The following is a 12,861-nucleotide window of genomic DNA, read 5'->3' on the forward strand; positions in this document are numbered from 1 at the left end:
TCAGTGATTACTTTTTCAGGCTAGTGATATAATCGTTCATTTGCTTCGCATACTCATCCCCACCATTTTTATACCAGCCTGTTTGTAGCTCTGTAAATTTGTCGACAGTTTCCTTCCCCATAATGATTTTCATAATCGTTTGATCCCACGTCTTTTGATAATCTTGATAGATTGGTTTTCTGGCTGCTTCAGGCTGAAAGCCCAAGTCTTTGGAAATTACGACTGTGTCGATCGATGTTTTTAACCATGGTGTGATTTTATCAACAACATCTTTAGGTGTACCTACTTTAATAAAGAAAGAAGAATCGTTCGCGCGTCGCATGGAATTCTTACGAACATAATCCGTTGGCAGTGTTGCTGGCGCTACTTTTTGACCGTCTTTTATCGTATAGTCGTTACCTTCATATCCGTTCTTAACCGTTTCCCACATGCTATCTGTTAACCATGAATTCAGGAGTGCTGCTGCTTTTTCTGGATTTTTTGCTGTTTTGGTAATACCCCAAAAGCCCCATATGCCAGTCGAATTAACCGAACCTGTGTTGAAGCTTGCTTTACCATCTTCCCCTTTTACCCAGATATAAGTAAGATCTGCACTAGGCGTTTGCTTTTGGATCTCAGGCAAATGATACGTATAATGGGCAGCAAATCCTGGGTACACACCAGTCATCCCACGCCAGAAGCGTTCTCTGCGTTTCGTTTCATCATTGGTTGCTGAATCGGGATCGAATACGCCTTCCTTATACAGCTTAGCCGTGAACGCCAACGCATCTTTATAACTAGTCTTACTGGTGTCATACTTGGCATCCATGTATGTATAAGTTCCGCTGTTTGCTTCCTGCCAACCAAGCACACCAAAAGCTCCTGAAAGAATAGGATCAAACACTTTAGACTGCGGATTCACAGCGCCAGCATATCCGTATGTGTCGTTTTTACCATTTTTGTCAGGGTCATTAAAAGTAAACTTTCCTAGAATATCTGCGAATTGCTCTTTGGTTACAAGCCCATCCCCAGGCAATGTAATGCCAACATTCTGCAGCCAATCTTTTCTGACCCAATAACCATCATTGCGAAGAATAGACGTTCTTGGAATGCCATAGATTTTGTCGTCATTTTTCACTTTTAGCGAATCCCATTCCGACTGGTACGTATATTGTTTAAGCTCAGGCAGCTTATTTATATAATCGTTCACAGGTAAAAGTAAGCCATCTCTCACGGCATTTTGGAAGGCAACATCCTTCGTATCAGGAAAGAAAACGATATCAGGATACGAGCCGGAAGCCAGCATCAGCTGTAGTTTCTCTGCATAGCCGCTCATCGGTGGAATATCGAATTGAATCTTTACATTATTTTTCTCTTCCAACGTTTTAATGAATTTTTGATCAGCTTCAGTCAAGGTAGGCGAATCATAATTCGCCATAATTTTGAGTGAGACTGGCTCGCTTGCTTTTTTGACGGCGTCATCCGAGTTTTTTGCAGTGTCTGTACTGTTTCCGCAACCCGCAACAAGCAAGCTGATCGTCGTAACGCTCAACAAACTAGTGAGTACCCCTTTTTTTGAACTTTTCATGGTTTCATCTCCTAGGTAGATTAATTGGTATTGTATATGATCAACAGGAAAATTCCCAGTGTCACCTCATCCTTTTACCGAGCCAAGCAGCATGCCTTTGACAAAATATTTTTGCAGAAATGGATAGACAAGCAGAATGGGAACCATAACAATCATCAATGTAGCGTACTGGAGGGTTTCCGAAGTTACCGCATTAGCACTTAGCTCAGCAGCATTGGCATTCAGGGCCATCGTACTTGCAGCTTCAATAACTTCCCTCAGATACAGCATCAGTGGCCACTTGGCTTCCGACTGAATATACAGAATCGCGTTGAAAAAGTTATTCCAGTAGCCCACAGCTCCGAATAGGGCTAATGTTGCAAGAATCGGCTTGGAGAGTGGTACGATAATTCGCAGCAAGATATAGGGATAAGACGCACCGTCAATACTTGCTGCTTCCTCCAGCTCGTCAGGTAAAGATTCAATGAAGCTCTTCATCAGGATGAGATTAAAGCCCGTGAATAATGAAGGAAGAATCAGCGCGGCTAATGTATCTAGGAGTCCTAATGACCTCATTAAGTAATAATTGGGAATGATGCCTCCATTGAATAGCATTGTAAACACAATGGCGACAAGGATGAAGCTCCGTCCTTTTAGAAACTTTTTGGACAAAGGATAAGCCATAAGCACATAAAGAACTAAACTTCCGAATACCCCAATGATTGTGATCGTAATCGTATTGAGATAGCTGCTCCAAAGTACGGGACGAGATAAGATTTCTTTATAAGAGGCGAAGTTGATATCATGCGGCCAAATCATCAAAGGATGGTTGATAAAAGCATCATAAGAACTAAATGAAACGCTAGCCACGTTAACGAATGGATACAGCATTGCAAGCGTTATCAGGGTGAGCAGTGTGTAATTGATACAATCGAAACCATCTATTTTTTTTGTCATTTTGATTCTCCTACCAAATATTATGACCGAACAGTTTTGCGACCCGATTCGCTCCAAGAACCAACACAAAACCTACAAAAGCTTTAAACAACCCGACTGCTGCTGAAAAGGATAACCGTCCATCGATTAAACCGATCCGATACGTGTAGGTTTCAAGGACATCAGCCACTTCATAGGTTGAAGGGTTATAGAGTAGGAATACCTGCTCGAAACCATTATCGAGAATATGTCCCAATTGCAAGACGATGAGAATCACGATTGTCGGGAGAATACCTGGAATCGTGATGTGGAGAATCTGTTTAACTCTGCTTGCACCATCCATTTTGGCTGCTTCATAAAGGGAAGAGTCAATACCGGTCATGGCAGCTAAATATATGATAGTTCCCCAACCCATTCCTTTCCATACTTCGGCTGAAACGAGAATCGTCCGAAAGTAACTGGGTTCAAGTAAAAACGGAATCGGCTTATAGCCAAAGGAAGAAATGATTGAATTAACTGCCCCAGTAGACGGTGATAAGAAATTGATGATCATCCCTGCCAATACAACCCAAGAGATGAAATGCGGTAAATACAAAATGGTTTGGGATACACGTTTAAAAGCCATATGTCTAACTTCATTGAGCATGATCGCCAAAATGATAGGTGCAGGGAACCCCCAGAGCAACTGATAAAAGCTTAAAATGAGTGTGTTTCGAAGTACCACATAGAAATCTTTGGACTGAAATAAGTATTGAAAGTTATCCAATCCTACCCACTCACTTGCCCAAATCCCCCTTACTAAACTAAAGTCCTTAAACGCAATAACAACGCCAAAAATCGGAATATACTTGAATATCAACAGATACAAACATCCCGGAATCAAAAACAAATACAGCCATTTGTGCTTCGAGAAATGCCGCCTACGCTCGCTTCTTTTATCAATGACTTTCGTCAGCGACTGGTTTTCTAATATAACTGCCATGATGTCTCTTCCTTTCCTATCCGACAATCTATAACCTCTTCTGTATGGTTCTATTTTACTGTCGCAGCTTGTTGAGTTATATGAATGATCAATCGTTTTTTTACACTATTCCACGATGTTGTCGCCCCTATATATCAAATAGCCCTGCTGAAAGAACCAGCAGGGCTATCTATACGATCCACTATTTAGTTTTAAATTTCTAGATATGCGCCTTGCTTCTTGAGCTCAGCATGGAGCTCTTGAATAGAAATTTCGTTGGTCGGCTTATTGCTAAGTGCCGCAAGCGCGGCCGCCACGCCGCCGCCATGTCCGATGGCACCTGCGATTGGCGTTACGCGGATACCTCCCTGCGCCTCAAACGTCGTAGAAATACATCTGCCCACGGTAATAAGGTTACGAACTTTATCGTTAATTAGACTGCGATAAGGAATGCTATACGTTTCTCCCGATTTCAGATGCTTAATCTCCTGGTTTCTTTTCTTAAAATGTTCCTCCTGCTCGCCTTTCGGGGGATGAATATCGATTGGATAACCCCCATGCGCGATGACATCATCGAATGTGCGGCATTCAACCAAATCGTCTAGCGTAAGGGTGTACAAGCCTTTAATCTGTCTCGAGCTGCGAACGCCGACCGAAGGTCCGGATGATACGACGATCGCATGTTCAAATCCGACGATTTTATTTTTCAAAAATGTTTCCAGTTCTCTCACATGTCTTCTGCCTACGACTTCCGCTTCACTTAGACTCCATGGATCCGTACTGTCGTACCCCGAAATCCGAGAGGTGTTCACGATGACCTCGCCTGGATTATTCGTCTCGAAGAACAATAGATCATCGCGAACGCCAGTTAACTCCCCGCTTTCCATCGCTTTCTTCATCGCACTTACGAAGCCGCCGATGGACAGTCGATCTGCCGTCAGAATTCGCTCCCTGTCCTCTTCGGTCACAAGTCTTGGGAACTCCTCTGGGTGCGCTCGGATATATGCCTTCACACGGGCGATATCAACCCCCCGAACTTTCATATTCATCGTCATCGGTTGAGTTGCCCCGTCTGTCTCCCTGCCTTTATTGAACTCCACGCCAGCCCACGCCGAGAGGTCGGCGTCACCGGAAGCATCAACAAACACTTTACCGAAAATCTCGGTAATCCCCGCTTTATTGACCACCTTAAGGGATTGGATCTTACCGTCCGCTACTGCTGCTTCCGCGAGCATTGTATGGTACAACAATCGACCGCCAGCCTCTGTAAACATGACGTCCAGTTCATGTTTCATGCCTTCTGCGTCGAATGGCGTGACCGTATACGTATACCCCGTCGTATCCTCGATATGACCAGGTGATTTACCTCTCGCCTTCAGCCTGTCAATCAGTTCACCAGTAAGACCTTGTACCACTTGTGTGCTTCCTGAATGAAAAGTCATCATCGGTCCAACACCTGCAGCGGTTAACATCCCGCCAAGAAAGCCATACTGTTCGACAAGCAATGTCTTTGCTCCGCACCTTGCCGAAGCAATAGCCGCAACGGTGCCGGCAATGCCTCCGCCTACGACCACGACTTCAAAATGATTGGTTGTCATGCCTGAATCCCCCCTCTATATACACGCCTCTTATTTCAAACCTGTTGTTGCCACACCCTCGATGAATTTCTTTTGTGCGAAGAAAAACACGAGGAGCAGCGGAACTGTCGCCATGACAGAGGCCGCCATTAATAGATGCCAATCCGTACCTGCCATATCGGTGAAAAGCTTCATTGCAATCGGCAGAGTAAACAACCGATCCGAGCTTAAATAAATTAAAGGATCCAGAAAATCCTCCCAGCTGTTGAGGAATGTAAAGATCGCAAGCGTGGCAAAAGCTGGCGTCGCCATCGGTACCATGATGCGCCAAAACGTCTGCCACGGCGTACTGCCGTCGATTTCGGCAGCTTCGTCAAGTTCCTTCGGAATTGTAATGTAGAACTGGCGCAGCAAGAACACGCCGAAGATGCCGCCCGCACCGAGAATCGGCGGAATGATGAGCGGGAAATGATTGTTGACGAGTCCCAGCTTGGAAAACCAGATGAAATTCGGGATAATCGTGACTTCATTCGGAATCATCATCCCGCTGAGCAGAATGAGAAAAAACACATTTTTAAATGGATAATGAAGCTTCGCAAACGAAAATCCGGCCAGCGCACCGACGAGGCACGTACCGATCGTGACGAGGATCGCGATGTACACAGAATTCGCATAGTGCAGCAGAAAATGCGGCTGCGTCGTAAATACGTGTGAATAGTTCGACCACACGATGGGATTCGGAAACCATTGCGGCGGAAACAGAAAGATTTTGTTCTGGTCCTTTAGAGATGTCGTCAGCATCCACAGAAACGGGCCAATGATGATTAACGAGACAATAGTTAACAGCAGATAAGTAATGACGTTTCTTAGTAATCGCAATGCCTTATTGCTCATGATGTACCCACCTTTTTCTTAAATTCCACTGAATCATGGTGAGCAGCAGTACGAGAAAAAACAGAATAAATGCAACAGCCGAAGCATAGCCCAAGTCATACGTTTTGAATGCCAGCTTGTAGATATAATAGACAAGTACGTTCGTGCTGGTGCCAGGTCCTCCATCCGTCATGACGACGATTTGCGAGAACACTTTGAGCGATCCGATCAAGGTAATGACGAGAGTCAAAAATATGGACGGAGAAATCATCGGGATTGTAATTTTGGTAAACTGCTTCCACTTCGATGCACCGTCAATGGTTGCCGCTTCGTAATACATCTTCGGCACATCCTGCAGTGCAGCTAGGAAAATAACCATGTTCATCCCAACCTTTTTCAGCACGGAGACGAGGATAACGACCGGCATGACCAATGTTGTATTATACAGCCAAGCAGGACCTGTAACGCCGAAGATTTTCAATAATTGGTTCACAAGACCGGCATCCGTCGCGAATACATACTTCCATACAATGGCCCATACGATAATGGATGTGACCACCGGCGTGAATATCGCGGTACGAAACAAGCCCACGCCAGGGATTTTAGTCGAAAGTAAAAGGGCTAAAGCTAAAGACAGCGCGAGATTGAGTGGAATCAAACCTGCCGAGAAATACAGCGTATTTTTAATTGACGTCCAGAACATCGGGTCGTTGGTCAAAATGGTTCGATAATTGTCGCCACCAACGAAAGAGGTAGCGTGCAACAAGGAGTAATCTGTGAAACTGAGCCATAATGCACTAATGATAGGACCTGCCATGAAGATCAAGAAACCCAGCATCATAGGAGATATAAACAGATAACCGTAAATGGCGTTCCGGCGTTTAAGCCTGCTGTAGCTGCCTTTTCTAGTTTTGACGGCTATCCCAGTTGGTGTCTCTAAGGTCGTCGTTCGATAGGTTTTCAAAGTTGTCTCCACTCCTTTGTAGACGAGAGGCCAAGCAGTTTCCGCTTGGCCTCGTCATCTACCCAAATTCGGTTATTGCAGAACCGTCGTAACGTCCGCTTCCATTTTCTTCAGAATGTCTGGAATCGTACCGCTTTGTGTATAGATGGCATCAAAGTGCAGCTTCATCTTGTCATCGATTTTCTGGAAGTTGACGAAGCCTTGGCGAACTCTTGCGCTAGCCATTTGATCGAGTACGGCCGTTTTCGTACTTTCCGGAGAAGGACCTTGCTTCAAGAACGCATCGGAATTCAAGACCGATTTGCGGCTAGGCACGAAATATTGCGATGTCGTAACCATGTTCTCTTTATTGGACAAGAACTTCACAAATTCAATAGCTTCAGCCGTGTTCGCTCCACCTTTGGGCACCATGTACGCAGCATAACCGAGCGTCGTGCCTTGACCACCTTGTCCTTTCGGCATCGGGGCGATATCCCACTCAAAATCCTTGATCGCTTTCGCTTTGCCCATGTAGCTTAACAAGTCTTGCTGCATGGCGATTTTGCCGGATTCGAATGCCGTTTGATCCCCAGGCTTCGGATGCACTTTCGTTTTAAACATCGCATCGTTAAAATATTGCAGAGCTTGTTCCCCTTGCGGCGTATTTAATGCAAATTTTTTGCCATCTTTGCTGAAAAAATCAGATCCGAATGCCCACACAAGTGTCTGAAGCGATTCGATCCAGCTTACTCCCCAACCCGCAGGACGGATTAGGTTCATGCCATAGACTCCTTTATCTGGCTGCGTGAGTGCTTGCGCCGCTTTCAACATTTCAACGTACGTCCAGTTGCCTTCTTTGAACAGTTCATTCGGCGTTTTCAGGCCTTTCTCTTTGAACATCGTTTTGTTGTAGTACATCATGTTCGGTGGTGTGGAGAACGGTACGCCATACACTTTGTCATTCTTCGTTACGAGATCCATCGTAGATGGAATGAAATCTGCCGATTCGTAAGCGCTGTCCGATTTGATCGCAGATAGATCTTCGAGCTGGCCAGTCTCCATGAACTGTGGAATGCCGCGCTCCAGCATCCAGATGACGTCCGGAGCCGTTTTGGATGCCATCAAGACAGACATTTTTTGGATATAATCCGCACCTGGGATGATCATGATTTCCACGTTCACGTTCGGCTTCGTTTTCTTATAATTCGCAATTATATCTTCGTACATCTTCTTATGCGCGTCGCTGCCCCAAATGCTGAAGGTCAACTTCACGTCTTTCGCTGGCGCCTTCGTAGCAGCCGTTGTCCCTACCGGAGCGGAGGAAACGCTGGTTGTTGTATCTTTGGAACTGCTGCATCCCGCAACAACGGAACTGAGTAACAGTAAGGATGTGGTTACAAGCAAAGCTTTCTTCATCGTGTCGTTTCCCCTTTGTATTCACATATTTGATTAAGCGTTTACAAAACTTATTATAAAAGAAAGGCGCTATCCAAGATAACGCCACAAATTCCATATATGGTTCAAAATCGTAAGGTCATCTCTGGTCTCTATACTCCGTCGGCGTACACCCCGTCTGCTGTTTAAAGAGCGAGGCAAAGTACTTATGATTGGCAAAACCGCACATCATCGCCACTTCGGCCACCTTCAGCGTCGTTTCCTTCAGGAGCTTCCTTGCTTTCTCCATCCTGCGTTCCGTCACAAAATCGGACAAGTTCTGTCCCGTCGCTCGCTTGAACACTTCAGATAAATATTTCGGATGCAGATACACACGCTCTGCCAAGAACTGTAAAGAGATGTCCTGGCTTAGGTGTTGGCTCACCAACTCCTTCACACGGCGAATCATCAGTCGATCCTTATCCTCTGGCTGCCCAGTCCCCACGCTGTCGTCGCTGCCTGCTAGTTGCGAAGCCGCGTGCTTATCACTCATTTTCTGCAGAATTCCTGCAAGTTCAACCCGCTCAATCGGCTTCAGCAAATAGTCACAAACGCCATACCGCAGCGCTTCGCGCGCATACCCAAACTCGTCATAACCGGAGATAATGACAAACGGCGTATCGGGATGCGACTCTTTTGCCCGTTTGATCAACTCAATCCCGTTCATCTCACCCATCCGAATATCCGTTATCACAAGATCGACGCAATCCTGCGTCCGCAGCCATTCCAGCGCCTCACGACCATTGCTGGCTTCTGCAATATGAAGCTGGTAGGGGATTACATCCTCCACGATTTTCCGCAATCCCTGCCGAATTTTCATTTCATCTTCTACTAATAAAATGTTCATGTGCTACTCCTCCCATTGAAATGGTATACGAATACAGAACGTGGTCCCCTTCTGGGCGGTATCCAGCATCGACAAGCCATACGGCTCCCCATACAAAATGAACAGCCGCTGATGAATGTTCCGAAGCGCAAAACCCTTCGTTTTCTTCTCTGTCGTCATCTTCGATAACGGACGCTCCGGTCCGTAGAGACGCTGTTCGATCATTTCCCGCCGCTCCGGCGTAATACCGCGTCCATTATCAGACACATAGATGAAGAGGTCCTGCCCCTCTGCTTTCGTCGTAATAGCAATAGTGAAGGGGTCACTTCCCATCCCATGCTCAATCGCATTTTCAACCAGTGGCTGCAAAATCAGCTTCGGCACCATCGCAAACTCATGTGAGAAGTCCACATGAATTTCCGTGTGCAAGCCCTCCTCCAAGCGGAAGGTCTGGATGTTCAGATAATTTTGCACAAAGTTCAGCTCGTCCTTCAAATAGACGAACCTCTCCTGCTTATTTACCGTGTAGCGCAGCAGTTTCCCCAAACTCGTTATCACCTGTGAGAGATCATGATTGCGCTCTTTAACGGCCACCATATTAATTGACTCCAAGGTGTTATATAAGAAATGCGGATTGATTTGACTTTGGAGCGCATTCAATTCAGCATCCTTCTCCCTCAGCTTTAGCTCATAGACTTCTTTGATGGTGATATCCAACTGAGACACCATGTTATTAAAGCCTTCAGTCAAGAGTCCGATTTCATCGTTGGTATAGACCAGTGCCCGCTCTTGAAAATCACCATTTTGAACGCGGAGCATTTTCCGTTGGAGATAAAGAATCGGCTTTACAAGCCGATTCGATGTAAACACAGCTGCGATAAAAGCAAAAATAAGGGAAGCCCCAGAGATCCACAACGTGAAGCTGATGAGCTGCCTAGCATCCGCCAAGAGATCATTCTTTGGAATCGTGCTGACGATTGTCAAACCTCCGACAGGTGTCGTAGTAACTGTTTTCAGCATATTAGGTGTGTGCATATCCACAGTCTCCGCGTAAGAAGGACACGACAACTCCTCACTAAATGGATAAATACATTGAAAATTCTCATTAAACAGAAACAGCTTACTCATTTTGGACATTTTGACATTGGATAAAATTTTCTCGAAACCATTGGATGTCAAATCGATCTTGATATACCCAATGGTTTTGTTAGTCAACGGATTTTTCATCACCCGGGCAAACGCTAGTGCTTCTCTTGGCTTTTCCAGATAGTAGTTCCATTGCACCGGCGGCAAAATGACGAGCCCTCCGTCCTTCTGCTTCACTTGGTCCATCCAAGTCGAGCCGTCTGGAAACCAGTTGGGCGAAATGGTTTCCGTTAAATTACTAAATAACGTACCATCCAACGCAAAAATATAGACGCCTTCCAGCTCCATTCGGTCAAACACTAACGATGAGATGAGCTGATTCATTCTCAAACGCTCCTCAAAAGGCACGAAAGCGCTTCCTGTTTTCGTACTATGCGATTCCAGCGTACGAACAAAATTGGTATCGTAATAAATGGAAATCGTAATCCGCTCAATCTCGCGAATATATCGCTCCAAATTAATCGTGATTTGATCGGTCAACTGATCGGAGTAAGCCTTCGCATCCCGTTCTACATTTGAGGAATATTTCTGATAGGTCAAATAGCCGCTAAATAAAAATGGCAGTATGATCATTAAACAAAACAAGACAAGAAACTTCATTCTCAGCGATACGAAAGGCGGTTTATTTAGCTTCAAGTGGCGTCCCTACTTCCCCATACATACTGGCTAGTAGAAGAAGTATAACGTGCATGCCAGAAAATTTACAAGATGACAGACGTTTTTTTATATAATTAGCTGTGTGACGGAGGTGTCACTTCAGACATCTTACGATTTTGAACCATATATGGAATTTGTGGCATTATCCTGGGGAGTGGATTTCATTTATAATCAATTTTGTAAGCGCTTTATCAACTATACGAGGAGGTTGTATGATGTTTAAAAGGTTACCATTGAAAATACTTGCCGTTATGGTTATGGTGGTATGTGCTGTGACATTGCAGTTGGGATTGAATTTCCAGGTTGGCAAGGCTTCAGCAGAAATCGCCGGCTTTCCGCATCTTACTTTTAAAAAGATGCTTATCGACCCTGTCAATGACAATCTCACCTATAATCCCACGGGAGAACTCATTTCTCCAACCATTTTCAAAGCAGCGGATTATTTTACAAATCCTTTAGGCACCTACTATATGTATGTAGCGCCACATGATGCCCCAGGCGGAATAAGCCTTTATTACTCCAATAAACTAGATGGTCCGTGGACGGAATATGCCAATAACCCTGTCATTGCGAATAACTGGTCGCCACATTACAATGTGAGTCACGTGTCTTCGCCAAATGCGATATGGATGAGTGATGAGAATAAAATGTTCCTCTATTTTCATGGAGAAAACACGATAACCCGCTATGCTACAACGACGAATGGCATTAACTTTACTTATGGAGGGACTGCCATTACGACGGCAATGATTCCGAATGCGACGGAAACTTCCTATGCGAGGGTATTTGAGTACACGATTCCGAGGTTTAATAATAAGTATACGATGACGTTTATGGTAAATAACACATCAAATATAAGGAAATGTTATCTGGCCTATTCCAATGACGGCAAAACTTGGACGGTACAAACAACACCACTTGTTTCAGCGAATGCACAGGAAGGTACTAATATTGGCGGTGGAGAGTACTTGTATTGGAACGGTGGTCATTACCTTGTCTATAATGCGACTTCTGGGAATTCCCACATTACGGAAGTTGGTGCAAATTTCAATTTGGAAAATCATCTTGGCGTGTTCTACGATCCTTCCCCTACGGGTCCAGAGTCAAATAAGATCGGAGGCGTATCCTTCATAACGGTAGGTGGCGTATTGTATGCATTGGCCGATATTGGCGGCAGACTTGATGGTAAAATTGCTTATTATAAAAATAGTGATACGGAGGTTATCGTCGATAATTCTCAAGGCAGCCCCTTTACAAGCAAAACATCAGGAACTTGGACGACTACAACCGGAAGTGCTGGCTATTATGGAAGTAATTATGAGCATGATGGCAATACCAACAAAGGGAATGCGGGATTCAGATGGATACCCAATCTTCCTGTCGCCGAAAACTATAATGTGTATGTCAGATTTACATCCCACGCCAATCGAGCAACAAATGCCAAATATACCGTATTCTATGATGGGGGTTCAACCACCTACACGGTCAATCAGACGATCAATGGGGGAACATGGGTTTATCTAGGACAACATCCTTTTAAAGCTGGCCAGAACAGCGCGAACGGATCAGTAAAATTAGAGAATGCGGGTACCGATGGCTATGTAGCGGCTGATGCTGTTAGATTTGTGAAATAGTAAAGCGAGTTTTACCCTAAATCCCTTACTTTTCGAAGTAGGGGATTTATTTTTATTGTAAATCTCTATAGGTAACACGAACTATAATCACGAAAATGCTTTTATTGTAATAGGAGGAGACAATGAGCCCGACTCTATTTGATTTTCTAGCTTTCATCCACGAATAAATTACAGTGGTCAATTAGTTCAAAGGATACAGATGAGGCTTATGAAAAGTGATTCTACATACGGTTGTTCAGCCCATAATTACTGCTTAGAAGGCAAAAGTACCTATTGTTCATTCCTAATTTGATCTTATATAATCGCTCTGATTGCATTTCCAATAGTT

At 44.7% G+C, this 12,861-nt stretch carries 10 protein-coding genes; 1 reads left to right on the forward strand and 9 read right to left on the reverse strand.

Annotated features, from left to right (window positions below):
• Positions 1 to 7 precede the first annotated feature (7 nt).
• From AC58QT_RS10440 to AC58QT_RS10480, 9 genes are all read right to left on the reverse strand, one after another.
• Positions 8 to 1,567, reverse strand: coding sequence for an extracellular solute-binding protein (locus AC58QT_RS10440; protein ID WP_497408906.1), 1,560 nt, complete (start codon positions 1,565 to 1,567; stop codon positions 8 to 10).
• Between the two features lie 66 nt (positions 1,568 to 1,633).
• Positions 1,634 to 2,503 (reverse strand): carbohydrate ABC transporter permease, encoded by an 870-nt coding sequence (locus AC58QT_RS10445; RefSeq protein WP_497408907.1) that lies wholly within the window; start codon positions 2,501 to 2,503, stop codon positions 1,634 to 1,636.
• A 10-nt stretch (positions 2,504 to 2,513) separates the two neighbouring features.
• Entirely contained in the window at positions 2,514 to 3,464 is a 951-nt protein-coding gene (locus tag AC58QT_RS10450; protein WP_497408908.1) for an ABC transporter permease, read from the reverse strand.
• 191 nt (positions 3,465 to 3,655) lie between these two features.
• Complete coding sequence (locus tag AC58QT_RS10455; RefSeq protein ID WP_497408909.1) at positions 3,656 to 5,041, reverse strand: FAD-dependent oxidoreductase; 1,386 nt, start codon at positions 5,039 to 5,041, stop codon at positions 3,656 to 3,658.
• 30 nt (positions 5,042 to 5,071) lie between these two features.
• Positions 5,072 to 5,914, reverse strand: a complete 843-nt coding sequence (locus AC58QT_RS10460) for a carbohydrate ABC transporter permease (RefSeq protein WP_497408910.1) — start codon at positions 5,912 to 5,914, stop codon at positions 5,072 to 5,074.
• A complete protein-coding gene (locus AC58QT_RS10465; RefSeq protein ID WP_497408911.1) occupies positions 5,904 to 6,857 on the reverse strand; it encodes a carbohydrate ABC transporter permease in 954 nt (317 codons plus the stop codon). The genes AC58QT_RS10460 and AC58QT_RS10465 overlap by 11 nt, the downstream gene beginning before the upstream one ends.
• Before the next feature lie 72 nt (positions 6,858 to 6,929).
• Positions 6,930 to 8,252, reverse strand: a complete 1,323-nt coding sequence (locus tag AC58QT_RS10470; RefSeq protein WP_497408912.1) for an ABC transporter substrate-binding protein — start codon at positions 8,250 to 8,252, stop codon at positions 6,930 to 6,932.
• 118 nt (positions 8,253 to 8,370) lie between these two features.
• Positions 8,371 to 9,117, reverse strand: a complete 747-nt coding sequence (locus tag AC58QT_RS10475) for a response regulator transcription factor (RefSeq protein WP_497408913.1) — start codon at positions 9,115 to 9,117, stop codon at positions 8,371 to 8,373.
• 3 nt (positions 9,118 to 9,120) lie between these two features.
• The gene (locus AC58QT_RS10480) at positions 9,121 to 10,878 is read right to left on the reverse strand and encodes a cache domain-containing sensor histidine kinase (protein ID WP_497408914.1); all 1,758 of its coding nucleotides are present in this window, start codon (positions 10,876 to 10,878) and stop codon (positions 9,121 to 9,123) included.
• Between the two features lie 236 nt (positions 10,879 to 11,114).
• Between AC58QT_RS10480 and AC58QT_RS10485 the strand changes: the two genes are divergently transcribed.
• Positions 11,115 to 12,533 carry a golvesin C-terminal-like domain-containing protein gene (locus AC58QT_RS10485; protein WP_497408915.1) on the forward strand — a complete coding sequence of 473 codons (1,419 nt, stop codon included), beginning with the start codon at positions 11,115 to 11,117 and terminating at the stop codon, positions 12,531 to 12,533.
• The last annotated feature ends 328 nt before the right edge of the window (positions 12,534 to 12,861 follow it).

Source organism: Paenibacillus sp. J31R109, assembly GCF_059692055.1.